Source organism: Paenarthrobacter sp. NPDC089307, assembly GCF_040685055.1.
Lineage (GTDB): Bacteria > Actinomycetota > Actinomycetes > Actinomycetales > Micrococcaceae > Arthrobacter.
In genome coordinates this window covers 182,662-207,322 of sequence record NZ_JBFBHE010000005.1, presented here as the reverse complement: position 1 = coordinate 207,322, position 24,661 = coordinate 182,662, and the positions used below count along the sequence as shown (strand labels likewise).

Annotated in this window: 23 protein-coding genes; 4 read left to right on the top strand and 19 right to left on the bottom strand. The window is 62.5% G+C overall.

Going from position 1 to position 24,661, the window contains the following annotated elements; translation table 11 throughout:
• Positions 1-3: 3 nt before the first annotated feature.
• The 5 genes from AB0N72_RS13795 to AB0N72_RS13775 form a co-directional block, all read right to left on the bottom strand.
• Complete coding sequence (locus tag AB0N72_RS13795) at positions 4-1,560, bottom strand: glycoside hydrolase family 32 protein (protein WP_363930938.1); 1,557 nt, start codon at positions 1,558-1,560, stop codon at positions 4-6.
• A gap of 39 nt (positions 1,561-1,599) precedes the next feature.
• Positions 1,600-2,640, bottom strand: coding sequence for a LacI family DNA-binding transcriptional regulator (locus AB0N72_RS13790; RefSeq protein WP_363930937.1), 1,041 nt, complete (start codon positions 2,638-2,640; stop codon positions 1,600-1,602).
• A gap of 85 nt (positions 2,641-2,725) precedes the next feature.
• On the bottom strand, positions 2,726-3,655 hold the full coding sequence (locus tag AB0N72_RS13785) for a carbohydrate ABC transporter permease (RefSeq protein ID WP_363930936.1): 930 nt from the start codon (positions 3,653-3,655) through the stop codon (positions 2,726-2,728).
• Positions 3,655-4,542, bottom strand: coding sequence for a sugar ABC transporter permease (locus AB0N72_RS13780; RefSeq protein WP_363930935.1), 888 nt, complete (start codon positions 4,540-4,542; stop codon positions 3,655-3,657). Before AB0N72_RS13780 ends, AB0N72_RS13785 begins: the two co-directional genes overlap by 1 nt.
• Positions 4,543-4,612: 70 nt before the next feature.
• Positions 4,613-5,899: a sugar ABC transporter substrate-binding protein gene (locus tag AB0N72_RS13775; protein ID WP_363930934.1), complete on the bottom strand. Its 1,287-nt coding sequence runs from the start codon at positions 5,897-5,899 to the stop codon at positions 4,613-4,615.
• A 338-nt stretch (positions 5,900-6,237) separates the two neighbouring features.
• Here AB0N72_RS13775 and AB0N72_RS13770 point away from each other — a divergent pair, with 338 nt between their 5' ends.
• Positions 6,238-7,566 carry a NosD domain-containing protein gene (locus tag AB0N72_RS13770; protein ID WP_363930933.1) on the top strand — a complete coding sequence of 443 codons (1,329 nt, stop codon included), beginning with the start codon at positions 6,238-6,240 and terminating at the stop codon, positions 7,564-7,566.
• 122 nt (positions 7,567-7,688) lie between these two features.
• On the opposite strand, the gene AB0N72_RS13765 is transcribed toward AB0N72_RS13770, so the two are convergent.
• Genes AB0N72_RS13765 through AB0N72_RS13750 form a run of 4 tightly spaced genes read right to left on the bottom strand, consistent with a single transcriptional unit; the run spans position 7,689 to position 11,201 of the window.
• Positions 7,689-8,081 (bottom strand): universal stress protein, encoded by a 393-nt coding sequence (locus AB0N72_RS13765; RefSeq protein ID WP_363930932.1) that lies wholly within the window; start codon positions 8,079-8,081, stop codon positions 7,689-7,691.
• Positions 8,078-9,691: a tripartite tricarboxylate transporter permease gene (locus AB0N72_RS13760; RefSeq protein ID WP_363930931.1), complete on the bottom strand. Its 1,614-nt coding sequence runs from the start codon at positions 9,689-9,691 to the stop codon at positions 8,078-8,080. The genes AB0N72_RS13765 and AB0N72_RS13760 overlap by 4 nt, the downstream gene beginning before the upstream one ends.
• The gene (locus tag AB0N72_RS13755; RefSeq protein WP_363930930.1) at positions 9,691-10,194 is read right to left on the bottom strand and encodes a tripartite tricarboxylate transporter TctB family protein; all 504 of its coding nucleotides are present in this window, start codon (positions 10,192-10,194) and stop codon (positions 9,691-9,693) included. The genes AB0N72_RS13760 and AB0N72_RS13755 overlap by 1 nt, the downstream gene beginning before the upstream one ends.
• The gene (locus AB0N72_RS13750; RefSeq protein ID WP_363930929.1) at positions 10,191-11,201 is read right to left on the bottom strand and encodes a tripartite tricarboxylate transporter substrate-binding protein; all 1,011 of its coding nucleotides are present in this window, start codon (positions 11,199-11,201) and stop codon (positions 10,191-10,193) included. Before AB0N72_RS13750 ends, AB0N72_RS13755 begins: the two co-directional genes overlap by 4 nt.
• Before the next feature lie 259 nt (positions 11,202-11,460).
• Between AB0N72_RS13750 and AB0N72_RS13745 the strand changes: the two genes are divergently transcribed.
• The 3 genes from AB0N72_RS13745 (at position 11,461) to AB0N72_RS13735 (ending at position 14,346) form a co-directional block, all read left to right on the top strand.
• Positions 11,461-13,056 carry a sensor histidine kinase gene (locus AB0N72_RS13745; RefSeq protein ID WP_363931242.1) on the top strand — a complete coding sequence of 532 codons (1,596 nt, stop codon included), beginning with the start codon at positions 11,461-11,463 and terminating at the stop codon, positions 13,054-13,056.
• On the top strand, positions 13,053-13,721 hold the full coding sequence (locus tag AB0N72_RS13740; RefSeq protein ID WP_363930928.1) for a response regulator: 669 nt from the start codon (positions 13,053-13,055) through the stop codon (positions 13,719-13,721). Before AB0N72_RS13745 ends, AB0N72_RS13740 begins: the two co-directional genes overlap by 4 nt.
• 130 nt (positions 13,722-13,851) lie before the next feature.
• Positions 13,852-14,346, top strand: a complete 495-nt coding sequence (locus AB0N72_RS13735) for a hypothetical protein (protein ID WP_363930927.1) — start codon at positions 13,852-13,854, stop codon at positions 14,344-14,346.
• Positions 14,347-14,617: 271 nt separating this feature from the next.
• On the opposite strand, the gene AB0N72_RS13730 is transcribed toward AB0N72_RS13735, so the two are convergent.
• The 10 genes from AB0N72_RS13730 to AB0N72_RS13685 form a co-directional block, all read right to left on the bottom strand.
• Entirely contained in the window at positions 14,618-15,094 is a 477-nt protein-coding gene (locus tag AB0N72_RS13730) for a heme-degrading domain-containing protein (RefSeq protein ID WP_363930926.1), read from the bottom strand.
• Positions 15,087-16,118 carry a Gfo/Idh/MocA family oxidoreductase gene (locus AB0N72_RS13725; protein WP_363930925.1) on the bottom strand — a complete coding sequence of 344 codons (1,032 nt, stop codon included), beginning with the start codon at positions 16,116-16,118 and terminating at the stop codon, positions 15,087-15,089. Before AB0N72_RS13725 ends, AB0N72_RS13730 begins: the two co-directional genes overlap by 8 nt.
• 4 nt (positions 16,119-16,122) lie before the next feature.
• On the bottom strand, positions 16,123-17,007 hold the full coding sequence (locus tag AB0N72_RS13720) for a biopolymer transporter Tol (protein ID WP_363930924.1): 885 nt from the start codon (positions 17,005-17,007) through the stop codon (positions 16,123-16,125).
• Positions 17,008-17,114: 107 nt separating this feature from the next.
• Positions 17,115-18,113 (bottom strand): sugar phosphate isomerase/epimerase family protein, encoded by a 999-nt coding sequence (locus tag AB0N72_RS13715; protein ID WP_363930923.1) that lies wholly within the window; start codon positions 18,111-18,113, stop codon positions 17,115-17,117.
• Position 18,114: 1 nt separating this feature from the next.
• Positions 18,115-19,323 (bottom strand): Gfo/Idh/MocA family oxidoreductase, encoded by a 1,209-nt coding sequence (locus tag AB0N72_RS13710; protein WP_363930922.1) that lies wholly within the window; start codon positions 19,321-19,323, stop codon positions 18,115-18,117.
• A gap of 62 nt (positions 19,324-19,385) precedes the next feature.
• Complete coding sequence (locus AB0N72_RS13705) at positions 19,386-20,225, bottom strand: carbohydrate ABC transporter permease (protein WP_363930921.1); 840 nt, start codon at positions 20,223-20,225, stop codon at positions 19,386-19,388.
• Positions 20,218-21,225 (bottom strand): sugar ABC transporter permease, encoded by a 1,008-nt coding sequence (locus AB0N72_RS13700; protein ID WP_363930920.1) that lies wholly within the window; start codon positions 21,223-21,225, stop codon positions 20,218-20,220. The genes AB0N72_RS13705 and AB0N72_RS13700 overlap by 8 nt, the downstream gene beginning before the upstream one ends.
• A 62-nt stretch (positions 21,226-21,287) precedes the next feature.
• Positions 21,288-22,613 carry a sugar ABC transporter substrate-binding protein gene (locus tag AB0N72_RS13695; RefSeq protein ID WP_363930919.1) on the bottom strand — a complete coding sequence of 442 codons (1,326 nt, stop codon included), beginning with the start codon at positions 22,611-22,613 and terminating at the stop codon, positions 21,288-21,290.
• Positions 22,614-22,678: 65 nt separating this feature from the next.
• Positions 22,679-23,821, bottom strand: coding sequence for a Gfo/Idh/MocA family oxidoreductase (locus AB0N72_RS13690; RefSeq protein WP_363930918.1), 1,143 nt, complete (start codon positions 23,819-23,821; stop codon positions 22,679-22,681).
• On the bottom strand, positions 23,818-24,558 hold the full coding sequence (locus AB0N72_RS13685; protein WP_363930917.1) for a sugar phosphate isomerase/epimerase: 741 nt from the start codon (positions 24,556-24,558) through the stop codon (positions 23,818-23,820). Before AB0N72_RS13685 ends, AB0N72_RS13690 begins: the two co-directional genes overlap by 4 nt.
• Positions 24,559-24,661 lie beyond the last annotated feature (103 nt).

Below are 24,661 nucleotides of genomic sequence, written 5' to 3'. Positions count from 1 at the left end.
TCCTTAGGCGGTTTGAGTGACTGCGAGCTTGAGAACCGTGGCGGTGCCGCCTTCAGCGGTCAGCCAGTTCTCCTGGCTGTTGGTTTCAGGGAACACCAGATCAGTCAGGACCACTTTGCCGTCCTGGGCGAAGACTTCCACGGAACACTGGTCCACCACAATGAGCAGTTTCAGGGCACCGTTTTCCAGGGGAACCGGAGCGGATTCGACGGAGGCGAACTTTTCGTCGAACGCGGTGTCCCCTGAACGGGTGCGGTCGAGGGTGAGCCGTCCGCTGCCAGCGGTATAGCTCAGGACGGTGCCGTGGATTCCGTCGGAGCTGGCCAGCAGCCGCAACTCAACACGCTCTGTTGTTCCCGGAAGGATCTCCGCTTCGATCACCTGGGCTACCCCCGGAGCGGTGTCCGGCAAGCGGAGGGCTGATGCTCCCACTTCGATGCTGCCCGCGTGAAACAGCTCCTCTTCGGGGTTCCCCAGGACCGGGTACTGGACCAGCCGGGCGTCACCGTTCACCGTTTCAAGGCGCAGCTCCCGGGCAAGGGTCATGGAGGACCGCCAAGGCGCAGTGGGCAGTTGGTTGGCGTAATCCCAGTTATTCATCCAGCCAATGATGATGCGGCGGTCATCCGGGGCGTTGCTGAAGGACACGGAGGCGTAGCAGTCGCGTCCCCAGTCCAGCCACAGGCACTGCTGCAGTGCTTCCGCCCGGGCAGCATCCGGCAGGGAGGTGACTCCGGCAGGAGCGGCCAGCGAGCCTGCGTCAGGGAGGAAACGGTCGCCGTCGAACTGTCCCACAAAGTACTGTCCGCCCGAGCCTCCCGCCACCGCGCCGGGGTTGACGTTGACGATCAGCACCCATTTGATGTTCGCCGGATCCCCGTCCACCGCAAGGGGAAAGAGATCGGGGCATTCCCACTCGCCGTCATCGGCGTTGGCCGGGCCAAACTCGCTCAGGAAGTCCCAGTTTTTCAGGTCGTCCGAGCGGTAGAGGACCACCTTCTGCTGTTGGGCTTCGACGGCGACCATCACCCAGAAGGCACCTTCGCCGCCTTCGTAGCGGAACACTTTGGGGTCGCGGAAATGCTCGGAGTTCCTGGCCAGAACGGGGTTTTGCTCGTATTTGCGCCACGTCATTCCGGAGTCGGTGCTGTAGGCGAGGGACTGAGCCTGCGTTCCGCTGTGAACGGATCCGGCCTTGAACGCACTGGTGTAAACAGCTACCAACGCCGGTGACCCGGCAGTGCCGAAACCGGAGGTATTGCCGTGGTCCACCACCACGCTTCCCGAGAAAATGTCCTCTGCCTCATCGCCGGCAATGGCCACCGGATGCTCCGTCCAATGCAGGAGGTCCGTGGAGGTGGCGTGGCCCCAGGACATGTTGCCCCAGACGTTGCCGTACGGGTTGTTCTGGAAGAAGAGGTGGTACAAACCGTCGTGGAAAACCAGGCCGTTGGGGTCGTTCAGCCAGGTGTCCTTTGCCGTGAAATGGATGGCAGGCCGGAACCTGGGGGTGAGGACCGGCGCCGTTTCCGGGCGTGCGGCATCGAGGCTACTGGACATGTGCTGCGTTCCTTTTGGGACGTTGGGGCTGGCTGGGCGCTACCGGGGAGCTGCGACGGAATCGCGGCGGACCAGGGGGCAACCCAGGATGGTTGGGTGGAGCGCCATCAAGGAAAGGTCTTCCTTGCCCTCAATGGCGTCAATAAGGTGTTCAGTGGCCCAGGCCCCCATCTCATAGTGGGGGAGGGCCACCGTGGTGAGGCCGGGGTAGAGGTTGGCAGCGATCAGTTCCTGGTCGTCAAAGCCCACAACGGACAGGTCCTCCGGAATGCTGAGTCCCAATTCCGCAGCGGCCCGATAGGCACCCATCGCCATGCGGTCGTTGTAGCAGAACAAGGCCGTCGGCCGGTCCTTGCGCGACAGGATCCGTTTTGCCGCCTCATAGCCGCCTTGCACCTCGGAAACCTCCGACTCGACAGGTGCGGCACCGCCGTCGAGCCCTGCTTCGGTCAGCATGGCCCGGAAGGCCTGCAACCGCTGGCGGGTCGCGGGAACGTCGTCAGTGTTGTTGATGAAGCCAACGCGGGTGTGGCCGGCTTCGAGAAGCGCCCCGACGGCGGCGCGGGCGCCGCCGTCCTCGTCCGGGACCACGGCTGTGATGTTCCCGCTGGTGGCAACGGAGTCCACTAGTACGGAGGGGACGCTGCCCAGGTTTTCCGGGAGTTCGACGTTGCGGTGGTACATGGTGGCGTAGAGGATCCCGTCCACCCGCCGCTCCAGCAGGGCCTGGACGTCCGCTTGCCGGGATTCAAGGCTGGCTGAGCCCGGGGTGTTGATGATCATCAGGTTGTAACCCCGGGCCTTCGCGGCCTCGTCTGCGCCCAAAATAATCCGGCCGGCGTGGGGAGTGGTGGCAATTTCCTCGCTCACCAACCCCAGCATCCCGGTCCTTTGCGTGCGCAGGGCTTGGGCAAGGCGGTTAGGGCCGTAACCCAACTGCTCGGCGGCCGAGCGGACCTTATCCCTGGTTTCACTGCTGATCCGAGCATAAGAGACCTCGTTGAGGACGTGGGACACCGTGGTGACGGAGACGCCGGCGGCGACGGCTACGTCCTTGATACCGATGTTCTTGTTGCTCATCCGACTCCCACGTCCTTATGGTTGGTGATGCCCTTGGGGGCTATCAGTAGGCTACTCGCTGATGGTGGCACTGGACTTGACCGGATCAGCCCTTCACCGCGCCCAGTGTCATGCCTGCGACGATCTTGCGCTGCAGCAGGAGCGTGAGCAGGATGACCGGGATCGAGTACACCGCGGCCAGAGCTGTCATGGATCCCCAGTCGAGCCCGAACTGCGTTTGGAAGTTCGCGATCACCACGGGAGTGGTCTGGGAACGGATCGCGGTCATCAGGAGGGCGAACAGGAACTCGTTCCAGGAAGCCAGGAAAGCGAAGATCGCCGTCACCGCAATACCGCCGGACACTACAGGAATCACCACCCGCCACAGGGCGCCAAGCCGGCTGCAGCCGTCCACGGTTGCGGCTTCCTCCAGGTCCCGGGGCACCGACTCGAAGAAGCTGGACATCAGCCAGATGGAGAGCGGGAGCGAGATGGTGGTGTGCGCAATGGAGAGCGCTATGGGGGTGTCCGCCAAGCCGACGGACGCCATCATGGACGCCAGCGGGATGCCGATTGCCACCGGCGGGACCATCCGGGTGACCAGTGCGGCCATGATGAAGACGCGGCCGCTTGGCGTTTTGTAGCGCGTGATGCCGTAGGCGGCCGGAACGGCCAGGACCAACGACAACAAGGTGCTGATGACGGCGGTCTGGATGCTGTTGATGAAGGATGCCACCACGCCACTGCGACCCAAGGCACTGGTGTAATTTTCCAGCGTCCACTCACGGGGCAGGATGGTGGGCGGCACGGCGATGGTGTCGATCGGCGTCTTGAACGACGTGAACAGCAAGTACAGGAACGGGAAGCCGTACAGCACCATGGCAACCGCCAGCAGGATCCACAGGATGGTCCGGGTGCTGCGCCGTCCGGCCTCAAGGCCTTCCCTGTTGACGCCCCGCCGCCGCAGTGGGGGCTGGGTGGTGGAAACGTTCGACGACGGTCGTCCGGGTTTGGTGGCTACGCTCGCGTTGCTCATCAGTTGTCCTTTCCTGGCCGCCAGATGGTGGCCACTGCAACGAAGGCAATGGCGAGCATTGCGAGGAGGTAGATGGTGCCCATGGCGCTGGCGAGGCCGGGGTCACCGAAGCGGATCATGGTCCGGTAGATCAGCAGGCTCATGGTTTCCGATGCCGACTGCGGTCCGCCGTTGGTTTGGATGAGGATGGTGTCGAACGCCCTTGCAGCGTCAATGCCGCGGACCACCAGTGCAACGGCGATCACGGGACGGAGCAGGGGAAGGATGATCCGGAACAGGAGTGCCGGAGCCCGTGCACCATCAAGGCGGGCGGCCTCGAGGAGGTCGCCGGGAATGTTCTGCAGTCCGGCGAAGAGCACCAGGCACATGAATGAGGTGGTGAGCCAGATGTCCGGGATGGCCACGGAGAACAACACGATGTTGGGATCGGAGAGCCAACCGATTTGGTTGGGGTCGGACAGAATGCCGGCCTGGTGGAGGAGCGTTCCGATCAGGCCGAAGTTGTCGATCATCAGGAACTTCCACAGCAGGCCTGCCACGATCGGGGCGATCATCAGTGGGTAGAGGAAGACGGTCCGCCAGATCTGGGACTTCCTCCCCAGGGTGGTGAACAGCAGGGCCATGCCCAGGCCGAGCGCGAACTCGAGCGTCACCACCACCAGGGTGTAGGCCAGGGTGCGCCACCCTGCGCTGGTGAAGGCTTCGGAGGTAAACGCAGTGACGTAGTTCTGGAAACCCACAAAGTCGCGGGGGCCGCCGGCGATGGGCGAGATCTTGAAGAAGCTGTCAGCCACCAGGCGGAAGAGGGGATAGGCCACGAATACGGCCAGGAACAGTGCCGCGGGCGTCATCAGATAGAGGGCGAAGCGGCGATCGGAGATACGCACGTTTTTCTTTTCTGCTGGTTGGGACCGCGGCCGGCACCGTCACTTAGGGGCTGGTGCCGGCCACGGAGTTCTACTTCAGGAGGTCCTGGATCTGCTTCTTGGCATCGGCCAGGAGGGCGGAGGTGTCGCCACCGGCTACAGCCTTCTGCAGCAACGGGATCAGGACGGTGTCAACGATCTGCTGCCACTTGGCCGTTGCAGGCCGGGTGGCCGTTGCCTGAGCGTTGAGGGTTTCAATCAGGGGCTTGAAGCTCTCGTAACCGGGCTGGTCCTGGTACTTCTGGAAGGCGCTGATACGCGAAGCCAGGCCGAGCTTGGATTCAATTCCCTTGTCGTTGTAGTCGTAGGCGCACTTGACGAACTTCTTGGCGGCGTCGGTGTTCTTGGTTGCCTTGGGAACGGACAGGTACCACGGTCCCGGGACACCTGCGACGCCGGCGCTGCCGCCGATCATTGCTGCGGCACCCACCTTCCCTGCCACGGGAGCGTCGGCAGGGATCTGGCGGTAGGCGTGGGCCCAGAAGCGGGTCATGGCGGTCTTGCCCTGGTTGAACAGGTTCTGTGCTGCTGCCCAGTCAACCTGTGCTGCACCACTTGGGGCGTCCTTGGCCAGGCTCACGTAGAAGTCCAGGGCCTGCTTGTGGGCGGCGTTGTCGATGACCACATTGTTGTCCTTGTCCAGGACCATGGGGGAGCCGGCCTGGAGTACGTGGGCCAGCCATTCGGTTTCCACGGCGCCCTTGACGTCCGTGCCGTACATTCCGTCCTTGGTGAAGAACTCGGAAATATCCTGGTACTGCTTCCACGTCTTGGGGGCGGCGAGCTCGTAACCGTACTTGGCCTGGAAGTCAGCCTTGTTCTTGGCGTCCTCGAACAGGTCCTTGCGGTACAGGATGATCTCGGCATTGGTCCAGGCCGGCATGCCGACGAAGTGGCCATCGACGTTGGCTTCTTTGACGAGGGCCGGGAAGATGTCCTTCTTTGCGTCGTCGGTGAAGAGTTCGTCGATGGGCTGCACGGCGTCCTTGAAGCTGGGGAGCCACACGGAGTCCAGCGCCGCGACGTCGAAGGAGACGTTGCCGGAGGAGAATTCGCTGGAGAGTCGGTTGAACATGCCATCGTAGGGGAGTTCTACGAAGTTCACGTCCACGCCGGCGTCCTTCTTGCACTGTTCGGCTACGCCGGTCAGTTCGGCGTGGCCGCCTGCTTCGACCAGGACGTTGATGGAGCTGGAGCCGCCTGAACCGCCCGAGGATGGTGCGGGACCGCCGGCGCCACAACCGGTGGCAACGAGAGCGACGGCGGTGCACAGCCCGCCGAGGGTGACGAGCTTGGAGATGGTGTTTCGAGTGGACATCTCTGTCGACTCACTTTCTCTTGAACGGAAATTGCAGAGAGATGGGGATAACACGTCTTTGGCCTGAAAAATCGTTTTGCCAAAACGACTTGGCAAAAGTGTAGGCCGCGGATATTTTCCGTGTCAAGGGTCACTTCCACATCGGCGAGGGCCCGGAGGTTGCCAAATTTATTGCTGGAATTTTGTCGTTGACAGTCCCTCCGGGGGGCTCCTAGTGTTTCTCCCAACTCCCTTGGATAAACGATTTGGCGTCGTTGTGTCTGATTGCCATGCCGAGGAGCCGGACCAATGAACACCCAGCGACAGGAGATCCAGTGGGAACTGGCAACAACCTTGAAATGACTGACACGAGTCGCCGAATGCTCGTCGGGGCGGGAGCTGTGGGCACCCTGGCCGCTGCCCTAAGTCTCGGGATTTCCCCGAAGGCAGAGGCCGCCGAAGAGGCCAAAGGGGGTCCATTCAACTCACCCAACAGCTACGACGTCACGGCGTGGCGGATCCCAGGGCAGCCCAAAACAACGGCGCAGTCGGATATCGGCGCTGTCATCAACGACATCATTGCCGACGTCAAAAAGCGCCAAACGACGCCCGACACCAGGCCAGGGGCCGTCATCATCATTCCCCCGGGGGACTACGATCTTCGCACCCAAGTGGTGGTGGACGTGGATTACCTCACCATTGCAGGGTTTGGGCACGGCTTCTTCTCACGCAGCATCAAGGACAACGTCGACACCACTGGCTGGCTGAACCTCCAGCCAGGTGGCAGCCACATCCGGGTCCTGACGCCCCCGTCGTCACCGCAGGCATTCCTTGTGAGGCGCGACGGAAGTCCGCGCTTGTCCGGGATCGTGTTCAGGGACTTTTGCCTGGACGGTGTCAATTTCACCCCGGACGGTAACAGCTACAAGAACGGGAAGACCGGCATTGAGGTGGCAACGGACAATGACTCCCTCCACATCACCGGGATGGGGTTCGTTTACCTTGAGCACGCTCTGGTGGTTCGGGGCGCGGACGCCCTGCGGATCCACGACAACATGATCGCCGAATGCGGGAACTGCGTTGAACTGACCGGCGCGGGCCAGGCGACGATTGTCAGCGACAACCTCATGGGTGCCGGCCCTGAAGGGGTAACACTCCTGGCCGAAAACCACGAGGGACTGCTGGTCACCGGGAACAATCTCTTCCCTCGAGGACGCAGCCTCATTGAATTCAGCGGCTGCAACCGCTGTTCGATTTCGTCAAACAGGCTCCAGGGCTTTTATCCCGGCATGATGCGCCTGCTCAATGGATGCAAGGAGAACCTGGTCACGGCCAACCACTTCCGCCGGGGCACGGAAGGCTTCCCTCCGTTCACCAACCGCACCAACGGCCTTGATGACCTCTACGGCGTCCTCCATGTGCTGGGAGACAACAACCTCATTTCCAACAACCTCTTTGCCTACGATGTCGCACCGGCCAAGGTGGTTCCAGCCGGAGCCGAACCGACCATCATCCTGGTAGCGGGAGGGGACAGCAACGTCATAGCCACCAACCACGTAGTCAGCAATGTAGCTTCGCAACATGTGGTTCTCGACGGATCGACAACCCACTCGAAGGTGCTCGACAGCGGAGCCGCGTCCACCATCACGTCATACAGCCCGGATACCGCTGTGCGCCCCACCCCCTGACGGGCAGGCAGGCAGACGCACGACGACGGCTGGCCACCTAGGTGACCAGCCGTCGTCGTGAGTTTTTGTACAGCTAATGCCCTTAAGAACGCGTCTTAGGGGCATTAGCTGTACGAAAACTCCTAGTCCGCCTTCACCGCGAGGACCGGGCAGTCGGCTTCAAGCAGGATCCGTTGGGACACGCTGCCCATGATGAGCTTGCCCACCGGGCTGCGGCGGCGCAGGCCGATCACGATGAGTTCCGCGTTGTGTTCATCTGCGGCGTCCAGCACTTCAGCCGCGGCGTCATGTCCACGGATGGGCTGCTTGATGATGTGCTGGACGCCGTGCTCGGCCAGGCGGTCCTCGATGCTCTGGATATCCGGCTCCTGCGCGAAACGGTTATCCACCAGGGCATCGCCCTTGGACGAATTGATGACCAACAGGGTGTCGTTGCTCTTCTTGGCCTCGGCAATGGCCTGAGTCAGCGCCGCTTCGCCTTCTGGTGTGGGGACGTATCCCACCACGATGGTCATGAGTTCTCCTGCTTCCGGTGGGTTGGGATGGTGGCTTCCGTAGTGGTTGCCGGCGGCACGTCCTGTACGGGCTGGTCCGACTCGATGTGGTCAGGGTGTCCTGCAGGTGCTGCATGCACTGCCACCGGACGGTTCCGCCGGATGAGCTTGAGGGCCAGAGGCCACGCCAGGATGATGCCGATGATGATGTAAATCCCGACGGCGATCGGCTCGCTGAAGAGCCCTGCCGGGTCGCCGGCGCTGAGCTGCAGCGTCTTGCGGAGCTGGCCCTCCAAACGCGGACCCAGGATGACGCCCAGGATGAGCGGCAGCACGGGAAGCCCGAAGCGGCGCATCATGAAGCCCAGCGCACCCAGGACCAACAGGATCACCAGGTCGAATGCCTGGAGGTTCACCGAGTAGGCACCCAACGTGGCGAAGAACAGGATCCCCGCGTACAGGTACGGACGCGGCAACTGAAGCAGCTTGGCCCACAACGGTGCAAGGGGCAGGTTGATCAGCAGGAGCAAGAGGTTCCCGATGAAAAGGCTGGCGATCAGTGCCCACACCAACGGTCCCTGGCTCGAGAAGAGCTGCGGGCCCGGCTGGATGCCGTAGGACGTGAAGGCCGCCAGCATCACCGCGGCCGTCGCGTTGGTGGGAAGGCCCAGTGCCAGCATGGGAGTGAGGGTTCCGGCAGCGGCGGCATTGTTGGCAGCCTCCGGACCGGCGACGCCCTCGATGGCTCCGTGACCGAATTCCTCGGGGTGCTTGCTGAGGCGCTTCTCGGTGACATAGCTCAGGAACGTGGGGATCTCGGCACCACCGGCGGGTAGGGCCCCGAACGGGAAACCGAAAACCGTACCGCGAAGCCAGGGCTTCCAGGAACGCTGCCAGTCCTTCTTGCCCATCCAAGGACGGCCTACGGGAATGATATGCAGCGGTGTGCGGCGCAGGTGCGCAGCAACCCAGAGAGCCTCGCCCACCGCGAAAATGGCCACTGCCACCACCACGATGTCCAGCCCGTCAGACAACAACGGAATGCCGAAGGTGAGGCGGCTTTGACCGGTCACTGAATCCAGGCCCACCAAGCCGATGGCCAAACCAAGGCCCAAGGAAGCAAAACCACGCAGTCGTGACTTGCCCAGGACCGCGGTGACGGCCAGGAGTGCCAGCATCATGATGGCGAAGTAGCTGGGGGAGCCCAGGCTGACAGCGAACTTCACGACGATTGGCGCGCAAACGGCAAGGAGGGTGGTGCCGATGGTGCCGGCCACAAACGAGCCGATGGCCGCCGTCGCAAGTGCTTGGGCGGCGCGCCCCGCCTTGGCCATCTTGTTGCCTTCGATGGCTGTCACCACCGACGACGATTCGCCGGGGGTGTTGAGCAGGATGGACGTGGTAGAGCCGCCGTACATGCCGCCGTAGTAAATACCGGCGAACATAATGAACGCGCTGGTGGGCTCAAGGGCATAAGTGACGGGGAGGAGCAGTGCCACGGTCATGGCCGGGCCCAGCCCGGGAAGGACACCAACGGCGGTGCCCAGAATGACGCCGATCATGGCGTACATGAGGTTCAAAGGCGTTAGGGCGGTGGAGAAACCGTCCATCAGGGAGGACCAGACGTCCATCAGAGGATTCCTTCCAGGAGTCCGGCGGGCAACGCAATGCCAAGGCCGAGGTAGAAACCGTAGAAGGTGAGCAGGGAAAGCGCCACGGAGATGATTCCGTCGCGGATGTAGCGGCGGCTGCCCAGGGCAAGGACGCTGCCCCAGAAAAGTACCGTGCCGGAGATGACCCAGCCGGCCCAGTCGATGAGCAGGATGTTCAGCAGAAATGCACCCGCGAGCGGAAGGATGGTCTTCCAGTCCGCAGGGTGGGTCAGGTCCACATCTTCGCCTTCTTCGGCTTCGCCCTTACCGCCGCGGAGGACGTTGATGGCAAGCATAACGGCGCAGATCAGGAGAATTCCGGCGACAATGAAGGGGACCGTTTTGGGACCTACTGGGTCGGACTTGGAGTACGGGGTTACCAGGCCGTTGGCATCCAGGAAGACAAGGACCCCGACCACGCCGAGCAGGAGGGCGACCCCCAGCTCGGCGCGGCCTTTCAAGCCTGTTGCTGGAGAGCTCACGCCAAACCAAGCTTGGTGAGGACGTCCGCCACCCGCTTGTCCTGGTCGGTCAGGAACGTCTTGAACTCATCGCCCGTGACGAAAGCGTCCGTCCAGCTGTGGGTCTTGAGTGCTTCTTTCCAGCCAGTTGACTCGTGCATCTTCTCGAGCGCGGCGATCAGGGACTTCTTGTCGGCGTCGCTGATGCCGGGAGGGGCCACGATGCCACGCCAGTTGCTGAACACCAGGTCAATGTTGGATTCCTTGAGGGTGGGGGCGTCCACGCCTTCAAGCCGCTTCTCACCACTGGTGGCGAGGACGCGTACCTCTCCGGACTTGATCTGTTCCAGGTACTCACCGGCACCGGAAGCCGCAAAACCCAGCTTGTTGCCGAGGATGGCGGGCAGGAGATCGCCGCCGCCGTCGTAGGAGACAAAGTTGACCTTGGTGGCATCGATACCAACGGCGCCGGCCAACTGCATCGGCAGGAGGTGGTCCGGGCCGCCGGGGGAGGAGCCGCCGCCTACGGAGATGGACCCGGGGTCGGCCTTCCAGGCCTTCACGAGATCGTCAATGGTCTTGTAGGGCGAGTCCTTGCTGACCATGATGGCGCCGGGCTCTTCAATCAGCTTGGCCAAGGGAGTGGTGTCCGTCAGCTTGGACTGGGACTTGTTGGTGTAGCTGGCACCCACGACGCCCAATCCCATGAGCATGGTCAGATCGCCATTGCCCTTCTCGTTCACCACGCGCGCCAGTCCAACAGTTCCGCCCGCGCCTGCAAGGTTGAACACTTCGGTGTTGTTGGCGATCTTTTCGTCGTCCAGGACCTTGGCCGCCGCCCGTGCGGTGGTGTCATAGCCGCCACCAGGAGTGTTCGGAACCATGATCTGAAGACCAGTAATGGGTCCGGCGGCAGCGCCGGAGCTTTCAGAACCGGTGGAGCTCTTGCCGGTGGCACCGCAACCGGTGGCCATCAGGGCGAGGCCGGCGGCGACGGCGGCGACTCGCAATGCGCGGATCTGGCGCATGGTGTTCCTCTTCTCAGTTTTGAATTCTCTGCAGGGCGATCAGCGTTGTGCCCCGTGAATCGATGCTAGGGGTGGGCGTGACGACCATCACTCTTGTGTTCGCAGTGATCTTTAAGTTCATTGCGTTCACGGTCCCGAATGGTCCACTGCTGCTCTGGGGTATAGTTCCGGTACGCCACGCGGATCGCCTCCAGACAGCTCCGCAACCTGGCACCACTTAAGGAATTCATCAGTGACTCGACTGGCTCGAAGAAGAGGCATGTCCCTGGCCGGGCAATACCTTGTGCTGCAGTTGCTGATTGTCCTGGCCGTCCTGGTGGCGGTGGTGGCCATCTCCCTGGCGCAGTCAGCCGCCGCCTTTGAACGGACCGAGGGCCGCAGGGCACTCTCCGCTGCCGAGGCCCTGGGGAACAACCCCACCGTGCGTGCTTTGCTCCCCACCGCCGAACCCCGCGGCGGCTCGGCGCTTCCGGCCGTGGCCGAATCCGTCAGGACAGTTTCCGGGTCCGCGCACGTTGCGCTCGCCAAACTGGACGGAACCGTCATCACGGCCTCGGACCCTGGACTGATCGGCCGGCCCCTGCCGCTGGGCGGAAGCAGGGTCATGGAGGGGCGGGCCTGGACAGGTGTCCTCAACGCCAGCACAGGAGAGGTCCTTTCCGCGCATGTGCCGGTGATTGACGATTCCGGGCAAATGATCGGCATCGCATCCATCAGCCGGAACTACCCCTCCACCCTGGAAAGGCTGGGCGATGCCGTACCCAACCTGCTCACCTACCTTGGGGTGGCCAGCGTCCTCGGAGTAGCCGGTTCGCTCCTTCTGTCCAGGCGGGTCAAACGGCAGACCCTCGGCATGGAACCACGGGAAATCACCGGATTGGTGGAGAACCGCGAAGCCATGTTGCAGGGCCTGAAGGAAGGCGTCGTGGCATTGGATCCGCACGAACGGATCACCGTGGCCAACCAGAGCGCGCGCCAGTTGCTCGGTTTGCCTGCCGACTGCGTGGGCAAAAAAATCTGGTCCCTGCACGTGGATCCTGCCCTGAAAACAGTCCTCACCCGTGAGCAGTCGGACCCGGACCAACTGGTGCTGGTGGGGGAGCGGTTGGTGGTGATGAACCGGGTTGCCCTCCACTCGCATGGCCGCGACATTGGATCGGTGACCACCTTGAGGGACCGCACCGAGCTTTCGTCCCTTGAGAGCGAACTCGGTGCCACCCGCACGGTCACGGACACCCTCCGGGCACAGGCCCACGAGTTCGCCAACCAGCTCCACGTCATCTCCGGCCTGATCCAAATTGGCGAGTACGACTCCGTGGTGCAGTTCGTCAATGGCGCCACCGTGGAACGGACCCGGCTCAATGACGATGTGACGCGGCGGATCGAGGACCCCGCGCTCGCGGCGCTGCTGATCGCCAAGGCCAGCCTCGCCACCGAGCGCGGCGTCGAGCTGAAACTGGACCCGCAGTCCGCGCTGCCGCGCGTCAAGGATGAGCTGTCGCGGGACATCACCACTGTGGTGGGGAACCTGGTGGATAACGCGTTCGACGCCGTTTCGGGGCTCGCCGGAGCATCGGTCCGTGTTCTGGTGGTGGACTCGCCGGACGGAGTCACGGTGACTGTCCAGGACAACGGTCCCGGCGTGCCGTCCGGTTCAACCGAGGAGATCTTCCAGCAGGGCTACTCCACCAAGGACCCTGGGCCTGGGGACGCGCGGGGTTTCGGATTGGCCCTTTCACGCGTAATTTGTCGCCGGTCCGGCGGCGACCTGACCGTTGCAAACGATGACGGGGCAGTATTTACTGCCCAATTCAGCAAGCACCACTCAGATTCAAAAGGGGAGAAACAACGGTGATCAAGGTCCTGATTGTCGATGACGACTTCATGGTGGCCAAAGTGCACGCGGGCTTCATCCAGCGAAGCCCTGGGTTTGGGGTAGTGGGGGTTGCCCACACCGGAGCCCAGGCCTTGGCTGAAACCCAACGGCTGCAACCGGACCTGGTGCTTTTGGACATTCATCTTCCGGACATCAACGGCCTGGACCTCATGCACCAGCTGAGGGAGGTAGCGCCCGACCTTGACGTGCTGGTGATCAGCGCTGCCCGGGAAGTGGAAACGGTCCGCAAGGCACTACGCGGCGGCATAGTGCACTACCTGATCAAGCCGTTCTCCCAGTCCGATCTGCAAGAGCGGCTGGAGCACTACCTCAGTGCCTACCAAGGGCTGGATGCCTCCAAGCACGAGGCCGAACAATCCGACGTCAACCGGGTTTTCGGGCTCAGCGTCTCCGAGCGTTCGCTGCCCAAAGGCTGCAGCGTGGAGACTCTGGAGCTGGTCGAGTCGGCACTCAGGTCAGCACAGGGTGACGTTTCAGCCGCGGAAGTTGCCGAGCAGTTGGGGACCTCCCGGGTCAGTGCCCGCCGCTACCTTGAGTACCTCCATGATGAAGGTGCGCTGGACGTCAGGCTCAAGTACGGCGTCGGACGTCCTGAGAGGCGGTACGTGCTGAAGGGGCGGTGACCCGCCGCGGGCTGGACAAGCTCTGCTGACGGGACCGAGGTGCCGACGTGATGGTAGACGGGCTACCTGCACGAGTGTCATGACACCCCTGTAGAATGGGAATTAACCACTCTTTGGAAGGGAGGTCACCATGTCGGCTGGCACGCCCAGACGTTCGGTCCGTATTGAGGACGATCTCTGGAACCAGGCACACGCCAAGGCTGCCAGGGAAGGCACCACCGTCGCTGAACGCGTACGCGCCGGGCTCCGCGAGTACGTACACGGATCAGAAACCAGGCACACCATAGCCGATTCCCTTGTCTACCTCGTCCCGGACTCCCTTGAAGACCTTAAAGGCCCAGCATCAGGCACTGTGCAACTGCCAATTCATCTGGACTGGGGACCTGAGCGTCGCTACGATGTCGCCGATGACGCGAGCTGCAGGTCGCTGTACCAGCTGACGTTGCAGAACTCAGGATCCACGGAGGAGATGTCCGGGATCATTAATGCCGGCAGGCTGACCACTTTGTGGCCTTCCATGCGGCTCCCTGACCGTTGCCGGCAGCTATGGAATGACGCCTTTGCCCAGCTGCCCAGGCACCGCGAAAGCAAGGAACATCCCGCATGGACGACGCTCAACGCGTAGCAACAGAGCTAGCCCTGTCCGTTCTCGACGCCGACGGGTTCATCCTGGCCGGTGGAGTGCCAGCGCCGAGACCCACACTTGGACCTTGATATGCTCGCGGCGGCCATGACCGGCCATCGCGCACTCGCCCCCACAGAGTTCATAAAATACGGGCTTCCCGAAACTGAGCTGCCACAGCTGGACCAAACCCTCACAGGCTTCGCAGGAAACATAAGCCAACAGGCCTCCAGAGCGGAAGTCGATTGAGCGAAATGCTCGCCGGAAGACCGTCCTAAGCCCCCACCGTTTTCAGGTAGTTCCGGATCCCGTCCACTACCAGCTGATGATCGTCATCGGAGCTCAGGCCGGACACCGTGACGGCCCCGATAACGCCGGCGCCGCGGACACGGATGGGGAAGGAACCGCCTGCCAGGGTGTAATCCTCGTGGGCCAACCAACCATTGCCCAGCGGGCTGTGGGTTCGGGCAGCAAACTGTTCGGTCAGCAGGGCAGTGCTGTGCTCGAACCGCAGAACGGACGCCGACTTCCGGCGGATCCACTCTTCCTGGTCCGACGTCGCTCCGGGCAGGACACAGCGGAACAGCACGATGTTGTGGCGTCGGATATCGATCGCCACGCCGAACTCCGATGCGATGGCGTGGTTGGCGATCAACGAACCGAGCCGCCAGGCATCGTGGTTGTCGAAGCTTGCGAAGACCAGCTCTTCTTCCTGCTGGCGGAGCTCGATGATCCGCGGTGAATCAGTCATGGTGCTCTCCTTCCAGGACATTGTCCGCCGCGTAGCCCAGTCCGATCTGGCGGCGTATCTCGTCCATCGCCGCCATGATGGCCACGGATTCGGCGGAAGGCAGGATGGTTCCGGCCGTCTCACCCGCTTTGACCAGGCGCTCCAACTCGGCGGCCTGGTACTGCATGCCGCGGCTGTTCACGGGCTGGTCGTATCGTTCCAGCACTTCTCCGTCGGCATTGAAAACCGTGAACGGCACGGGGTTGTACCAAGTGTGTTCGATGTCGATCCAGCCCTCCGAGCCAATCACCATGGCACGGTTGGCGCTGGCGGCGTCGAGTTCGCAATCAACCAGCGCCTGCGCGCCGCCGTCGTAATCGAAAATTGCCGCCGTTTGGCGGTCCACGCCGGTGGCTGTCATGGACGCGCTGGCCTTGATGGACGCCGGAGTGCCCAGGATGTCGAACGCGAAAGAGATGGGGTAGATGCCAAGGTCCAGCAGCGCGCCACCACCCAGCGCAGGATCGTTAAGCCGGTGCGCCGGGTCCTTGGGCAGGCTTTGGTTGTGGCTGGCCACCACTTTGCGGACCTCGCCCACGGCTCCGGCGGCGATGAGCTCACGGATCCGAACCATGTGCGGCAGGAACCGAGTCCACATGGCTTCCAACGCCACCAGCCCCTTCGATGCCGCAAGGTCCACTATGTCCTGGGCTTCGCGGGCGTTCATGGTGAACGACTTTTCCACGAGCACGTGTTTGCCGGCATTCAGCGCCAGCAGGGCGTTCGCATGGTGGAACGGGTGCGGTGTGGCGATGTAAACCACGTCAACCAAGGGGTCTGCCGCCAAATCCTCGTAACTTCCGTGTGCGGTGGCGATCCCGAACTTTTCAGCAAAAGCCTGGCTGGACTCCGAAGACCGCGAGCCGACGGCCTGCACCGCGAAGCCATTGTCCATCAAGTCCTGCGTCTGCAGCCCGGCGATGAATCCGGTCCCGAGGACGCCCCACCGAATGGTTCCGTCGGAGGTGCCGTTGCTTAGGGTCACGTAGTTAGTCCTTTGCTGAGTCACTGAGCGGGTACGCCACAAACGCAAAACGCCGCGAGTCCGGCGACCAGCTGTTGACGTTGAGGGTACCTTGGCCACCCAAAAGTGGCCATGCCTGGAGGGGCGTGGTCCAGTCTTCGGTCGAAACAAGCACGACGGCGACAGGCAAGTCAGCGGGGTGGCCCACGGTTCCGCCGGGGAACCGGATGTACGTCGCGAAGCGGCCGTCAGGGGAAAGATGCGGGAACCAGTCGACGGATTCGGAGGCCCGAAGCTGCTCGAAATCGGTCCCGTCACTGCGGACCCGGGCCAGCTGGGCGTGGCCTTTGGTTGTGCTGAAGGATTCAGTGTTGAGGTAGATCCACTTCCCGTCCGGCGAGTACTCCGGCCCGTCGCAGTGGCCGGGCCCAACGTCCACCCGGGCGGCAGCACCGCCGTCGGACGCCATGGTCATGAGGCGACCCGGCTGCGTAAAGTCTCCGGCCTGGATCGCTACGTAGGCGAGTTCGTTGCCGTCCGGACTCACGCCGTGGAGGAAATGGAACGTGCCGTCGTCGTCGGTTATCCGCTCGGTGGCGCCGCCGGACAGGGGCGCCCGATAGAGGTGGCCATCGTTGGCGGAGAGGAAGATGGTTTCCCCGTCGGGAGCCAGGACGTGATCGTTGTTGAGCTCGGGGACTCCGTAGAGCGGGATGGGCGTGAGTTCACGGGTTCCCGCGTCCAAACGCCACAGCTTCCCGCCGCCATTGAGGATCAGGGCCGAACCGTCCATGGCCCAGTTGGGTGCCTCCAGGAGGAGCTCATCGGTGCTGTATACCAGCTCGGCCCCACCAGCCACCGACGCGATCCACACCTGGCAACGTTGGGTTGGTTGAAGGGTGCGGATCACGGTTGGCTCCTTGCCAAATGTAACGGGAGTTTTTGTACAGATAACGCCCTAAAGAAGGCTCCTAAAGGGCGTTATCTGTACAAAAACTCCGGAGGGGGAGGGGAGGGTTAGTCCTGGCTGAAGGCGGCGTCGAAGCTGGTCTGCGAGGCCGGGAAGTCGAACTTCTTGAGCGCCGCGAGGGCTTCGGGGGCGCCGTGGAGGCGGTCCATTCCGGCGTCTTCCCATTCGACGGAGATGGGTCCGTTGTAGCCGATCGCGGTCAGCGCCCGGAAGGACGATTCCCAGGGCACGTCACCGCGTCCGGCGGAGACGAAGTCCCAGCCGCGGCGGGGGTCGCCCCAGGGCAGGTGTGAGCCCATCACGGTGTTGCGGCCGGTGGGGCGGAGCTTGGTGTCCTTGCAGTCCACGTGGTAGATCCGGTCCTTGAAGTCCCAGATGAAGGACACGGGATCGATGCCTTGCCACATGAAGTGGGAGGGGTCCCAGTTCAGGCCGAACGCTTCGCGGTGCCCGATGGCTTCGAGGGTGCGGACGGTGGTCCAGTAGTCGTAGGCGATCTCACTCGGGTGGACTTCGTGGGCGAAACGTACGCCGCATTCGTCGAAGACATCCAGGATGGGGTTCCAGCGGTCGGCGAAGTCCTGGTATCCGGCCTCGATGACTTTCTCGGGGACGGGCGGGAACATGGCGACGTACTGCCAGATGGAGGAGCCGGTGAACCCGACCACGGTATCGACCCCCAAAGCGCGGGCCAGGCGGGCGGTGTGTTTCATTTCTTCGGCGGCGCGTTGGCGGACGCCTTCGGGCTCGCCGTCGCCCCACACACGGGAACCGACGATGGCTTCGTGGCGGAAATCGATCGGGTCATCGCAGACGGCCTGGCCCTTGAGATGGTTGGAGATGGCCCAGACTTTGAGGTTGTACTTCTCCAGGACCGCGAGTTTGGACTCGACGTAGCCGGGTTCGTCCCAACGCCAGGCGTCCAGGTGGTCTCCGGAGACGGCGATTTCCAGGCCGTCATAGCCCCAGCCCGAGGCAAGCTTGGCGACTTCCTCGAAGGGGAGGTCGGCCCACTGGCCGGTGAAAAGGGTGTACGGGCGGGGCATGTCAGGCTCCTTCAGTAGTGGTGCTGCTTGGCTTGGCGGATAGTTGGATCAGTGAGCTTTTGGCGGCTGCGGACTCTTCCACGGCGGCAAGGATGTGTTGGACGTTCAGGCCCTCCTCGAACGACGGCGACGGCTGGCTTCCGTCGCGAATGGCAAGTAGGAAGTCGCGGATCTGGTGGGTGAAGGTGTGTTCCCAGCCGATGATGTGGCCCTGCGGCCACCATGCTTCAAGGTAGGGGTGTTCGGGCTCGTTGACCAGTATCCGCCGGAATCCTTGCTCCCGGACCGGGGCAGTGGCATCCAGGAAACCGAGTTCGTTCAAGGCCTCAAGGTCGAAGAGGATGGTGCCCTTGTCCCCGTAGATTTCCAGCGTGAGGGAGTTCTTACGTCCCGTAGCCACGCGGCTGACCTCAACTGAGGCGATTGCTCCGGAGGCGAGGGTCAGCGTGGCCCAGGCGGCGTCGTCGACCGTTACATCTTCCAGCGCGTTGTCGGGACCGGGGCGCCGTTCCACGAAAGTCTGAAGACGGCCGGAGACCTCAGTGACGGCGTCGCCCAGAAGGTAGAGGACCTGGTCGATGGCGTGCGAGGCGATATCGCCCAGAGCGCCCGAGCCCGCCGTTTCCTTCCGGAGCCGCCAGGTCATGGGGGATTCGGCGTCGGCGAGCCAGTCCTGCAGGTACGCGGCGCGGACGTGGCGGACGGTGCCAACCCTGCCCTCGGCGATGAGTTCGCGGGCCAGGGCAAGCGCCGGGACGCGGCGGTAGTTGAAGCCGATCATGGACTGGACGCCGCGTTTGCGGGCTTTGGCCGCGGCGGCGGTCATGAGCTCGGCTTCACCCAAGGTGTTGGCGAGGGGCTTTTCCACCAGGACATGCTTCCCGGCCTCGAGGGCAGCGATGGCGATTTCGGCGTGCATCCACCCCGGGGCGCAGATATCGATGATGTCGATGTCCTCGCGCTCGATCACCTCACGCCAGTCGGTGGCGGACTCGGCCCAGCCGTATTTGGCGGCGGCCTCGGCCACTTGGGTGGCGTCCCGGCCAACGAGCACTTTCTGCTCGAAGGCCGGAACGTCGAAGAAACTGGCCACGTTCCGCCACGCATTCGAATGGGCCTTCCCCATAAAGGCGTATCCGATGGCGGCCACGCCCAGGGGGCGGGCTGTGCTGCTGTCCTGGGACAGCACTGGCGTTTGCGCCGTGTTCATTGTGTTGCTCCTAACGAAGGTCCGGTAACCGGGCCAAGTGCCGGCGTCGGGGGTGGTCGGTTCTACTTCACGGCTCCGGCCGAAAGACCTGCTACAAGGTGCCTCTGTACCAGGATGAAGCCAATCAGCACCGGCAAACTGACCACAACTGATGCGGCCATGAGCTGGTTCCAGAACACATCGGACTCGCTGGCATAGGCCTTCAGGCCAAGGGACAGGGTCTTGGTGGACTCGTTGGTCAGGACCGAAGCAAACAGCACTTCGCCCCAGGCCGAGATGAAGGAGTACACCGCGACGGCGATGATGCCCGGCTTGGCAACCGGGAGGATGACGCGGAAGAGGGCGCCCATCCGTCCAGTGCCGTCAATCATTGATGCTTCCTCCAACTCCTTGGGAATTGAAGCGAAGTACCCACTGAGCATCCAGATGGCGAACGGCAAAGTGAATGTCATGTAGGTAATGATCAACCCGAGGTAGGAACCCTGGAGTTGCAGGCCGGTGATGTTCCGGATCTGCGTGAAGATCAGGTAAAGCGGCAGCAGGAAGAGGATGCCGGGGAACATCTGGGTGGAAAGTACCGTGAGGCTGAAGATGCGCTTGCCCTTGAACGGCAGCCTTGCGATCGCGTAGGCGGCCAGGACGGCGACGGTCACGGAGCACGCGGTGGCGGCAACGGTGATGATGAGGCTGTTCTGGAAATACTTGGACAACGGCACGGTGGTCCAGATGTCGAAGTATGGAGCCAGCGTGAGCTCGCGGGGGATCCACTGGAACAACCCGGAGACATCCTTCAGGGGCTTCAGCGACGTTGAAACCACCACGTAGAGCGGTACGGCGACCCAGAGGGACAGGATGGTCAGAACCACGTTCCTCAGAATCCGGAACTTACGGGTCTCAATCATTGTCGGCTCCCTTTGGCAGCACCATGCGGATGTAGAAGACAGAAGCGATAAACAGTGCAATGAGCAGGAGAACGCTCATGGCTCCACCGAGGCCGAAGTTCCAACTGCCGAAGGAGTTTTGGTAGATCAACGGCGAGATGAGCGTGGCTTCCTTGGGGGAAGTGGCGCCGAAAAGGACAAAGGGAATGTTGAACTGGTTGAACGTCCACAGGGACATCACCATCAGCAGGACGCCGTTGGCAGGGCGGACCATGGGCAAGGTGATGGTCCGGAACTGCTGCCACAGGGTGGCGCCGTCGATGGCTGCAGCCTCATACACATCGGTTGGAACGTTTTGCAGTGCGGCCATCAGCATAAGGAAGGCAAACGGCCAGAGCTGCCAAACATTCACCACCACCATGGCTCCGAAGGAGTTTTCGCCAAGGAGCCAGAACGGGCGTTCGTCGCCGAAGAGATGGAAAGTGTCAACCAGGATCTGGTTCACGGCTCCGTCCCTTTGGTTGAACATGAACGCCCAGGCAATGGTTCCCACGTAGGCGGGAAGGGCGTACGGAACCAGGAAGAAGGTGCGCAGAATGGCGCGGCCCTTGAAGTTGGAGGAAAGAAACACGGCTCCCGCCATGCCCAGAACCCACGAGAAACCCACCACGAGGATGGTGTACACCAACGTCCGGCCAACAGTGCTGAAGAATGCCTGGCCAATGGTGCTTTCCGGGTTCAGGCCGTTGACGAAGTTCTGCAGGCCCACGAAGGGTGCGTTGAGCCAGTTGGTCAGGTTGAGCTGGGTCAGGGAGATGAACGCGATCCAAACACCCAGCAGCATGGGGCCGATGTGGATCAGGAGTTCAAGGAGAGCGGCCGGGGCAATCAGGCCGTAGGGGAGGAAAGACCGGCGCCGTTTGCGGACCGGGGTGGAAGGGGTGGGCCCGTCGGGCTCAGGATTGGCGAGCGGTTTGCTGCCCTCAGCGGCTTTTCCGCTGTCCAGCGCTGAATGTGACATGGAAAACTCCTTTGCCGGAGTGGAGGCGCCACATACCGTGGCGCCTCCACCGCAGGGCATGGTTACTGGGCCGCGGCCATCTGGTTATTGGCGTCCTTGAGAGCCGCCTTGATGTCGTCCTCGGAAACAGTTCCGGTTGCTGCCTTGGCAAAGAGGTTCTTGATCGCGGTACCCGTCAGGGTCTCCATCTGTCCTTCCTTCGCGATCAGCGGCATCGGCAGGGAGTGGTTGGACAGGGCGTCATTCTTCGCCTTGACCTCTTCGGTCTGGAAAGCAGCATCCTTGGATGCGGAGCTGACCACCGGCAGGGAGGAGTACGCCTTGTTCAGGGCCACCTGTTCCTCGTCGCTGGTCAGGAAGGCTGCGAGTTTGATGGCGTTTGCCTTGTTCTTGCTGTTCTTGAACACGCTCAGGTTGATACCGGCCACGTGGCTCTGTGTGGCACGATCGCCGGTGGCATCGGCAGTCATCATCGGAATCGCGGCCACGCCCCAATCCTTGAAATCGCGGGCTGCGAAGTTCTTCAGCGGGCTCTGGTCAAACATCATGGCTGCCTTGCCGTTGATGAGGTTGTCCACCTTCTGGCTTCCCTGGCTCAGTTCGGCGTCGGAGGGAGACATCACCTTGTCCACGGCCATCAGGTCAATGAACTGCTTCACGCCGGCAACCTGCGGTTCGCTGTCGAACGTCGGCTTGCCGTCCTTGTCGAACAAAGTGCCGCCGTTCTGCAGGCCCCGGACGAACGCCTGGTGGGAGTTTGCCGAGACGGAAGCTCCGGCTGCGGTGAAGCCCCACTGGTCAGGCTTGCCGTCACCGTTGGTGTCCTTGGTCAGTTTCTTGGCGTCGGCCACGAACTCATCCCAGGTGACCGGGGCCTTTTCGATACCGGCTTCCTTGAACATCTTTGTGTTGTAGTACATGTTGTACGCCAAGCCATAGAGCGGAATGGACGTAGGAGTCTTGCCCTCGGCGCCACCGGTTGACCAGCTGGTCTGCAGGAAGCGGTCCTTGCCGCCAATGGCATTCAGGAGCTCGCCCTCCACAGGTTCAAAGGCACCTGTTTCCTGCAACGTCACGGCCCAGGTGTTGCCGATGTTCAAAACATCGGGACCATCGCCACTTGTCACGGCCGTGAGGATACGGTTGTAAAGGTCGGTCCAGCCGATGACTTCCAGCTTTACCTTGACGCCCGTCTTCTCGGTGAAGCGGTCAAGGGTGGGCTTCAACTTGGCGGCGGTGTCGTCGAGGCTGTTGCCTTGGTCAGAGGCCCAATACGTAATGGTGTCGCTCGAGGCCTGGGGAGTATCGCCTCCACCGCAGGCGCTAAGGCTCAGGGCCATGGCGGCCGTGGCGGCTATTGCCGATAGGACTTTTAGCGGGTTCTTCATTATTGCTCCGGTTTTCTCGTCGTCGAGCTGGGGCTATGTTGAGTGGGGCTGATGCTGGTGAGAATTTACGCCGAAAGAGTCGCGGCGGTGGGGTCCCAGTCCTCGGGGAGGGCGGGAACCTTGGACGCAGAACTCTCCACATCCACGAAGGCACGGTTGTCGATCGACTCTGCGATGGAGGCCATCGTGTCCAGAACGTGGAAGGCCAACTCGCCTTGCGCACGGTGGGGCCGTCCTTCACGGATGGCGCGTGCCATCTCCAGAACGCCGGCGCCGCGGCTCGCGGTTGAGCCGACGGACGGAACAGTAGTCCAATCGTCGGAACCCAACGCACAAATCCGGATGTCGCCGTCGAACATGTTGGGGTCCGGAAGCGCGATGGTGGCGTCCGTACCCGTGATTTCAACGAACCCTGCCCGCTTGAGCGGTGAATCGAAGCTGAAGATGCTTTGTGCGGACTCGCCACCTTCAAATTCGAGGATGGAGCTGACATGCGTGGGGACGGTGACGTCGAAGGTTTCGCCGGCCTTGGGCCCGGACCCGATGACCCGGGTTTCCCGGGACTTCGAACCGAAGGCCGCAACACGTCGGATGCTGCCGAAGGTCTGAACCAAGGTGGTCAGGTAGTAAGGGCCGATGTCGAACAGCGGACCCGCCCCGTCCTGGAAGAGGAACGCCGGGTTGGGGTGCCAGGACTCCGGCCCGGGTGACTGCATGAGCGTCAGTGCCGTCAGCGGGGTTCCGATGTCTCCGCGTTCAATCATGCGGCGGGCAGTTTGGAGGCCCGCGCCGAGGAACGTGTCCGGCGCGCAGCCCAACCGAACGCCTGCAGCATCGGCCACCTTGAGCAGGCCGAGCCCGCTCTCCCGATCCAGCGAGAAAGGCTTTTCGCTCCAGACATGCTTTCCTGCGTTGACGGCCCGGGTTGCAACTTCAACGTGGGCGGCCGGGATGGTCAGGTTCACGACGATTTCGACGGCGGGGTTGCCCAGGACGGCGTCGACCCCTCCGTGGTTTTCGATTCCGTACTCAGCGGCGCGCGCTGCTGCTGCGTCCTCGAACAGGTCCCCGATGGCAACGACCTTTACGTCCGGGAAGCTGGTGAGGTTGTCCAGGTACTGCTTGCTGATGACGCCGGCGCCGATGATTCCGACTCCGACGGGTCCGGAACCCTGCGGGCCGAACTCTGCTCCCGTTGCGTGGCTCATGCGGTGACCTTTCCAGCGCTCAGGTAGTTGTAGCTGTCGCGGACGGCTTCGAACATGTCTCCTTGGAAGTCATCGAGCTCAACGACGCCGGCCTCAAGCGAACCAGCTGCGGAGAGCACCTCCCAGATGGGCATCTTGCCGTCGCCAACAGCCAACTGCTGGGCCGGATCAGATGTGACGGGGCCGTCCTTGATGTGGATGAATTTCACGCGGTCTCCAAGGCGTGCAAGGAGTTCCGCCGGGTCCTGGCCGCCTACTGCGGCCCAGTAGGTGTCGAGTTCCAGGACAACCTCGGGCGACAGATGGGCCGCGAGGTGCTCAATGGCTGTCTTGCCATCGATAACGGACTCAACCTCCCACCAGTGGTTGTGGTAGCCCACGCGCACTCCATACTCGGCGCCTTTGACGGCGGCGGAGTTGAGCTGACGGGCGGTTTCCTTGATGTCTTCGATGGAGTTCCACCGTTCGATCGGAACGTGGGGATCGATGACCGTTCCAATGCCCAACTGCTGTGCGGCGGCGAAGATGGCATCCTGATCGTCGCTGAGCAACGGTGCGTGGCCGGAAGGGGCGGTGAGGTTGTTCTCTGCCAATGCCTGCTTCAGTTCAGCGGCCTTGGCGACGAACCGGTAGGGCTCCACCATGGTGAAGCCGATTTCTGCCAGGCGCTGGATTGTTCCAGCAAGATCCTCTTCCAGGGCCTTTCGGACCGTGTAGAGCTGGATCGAGTATGACACTGTCTCTCCTCGTCTTTGTGGGTGAGTGTGGATCGGCCGGAGTGATAACCACCATCGGCGGCCTTGATGTGCTGCTCATCACAACCTAGGGGGACTTTTGTCG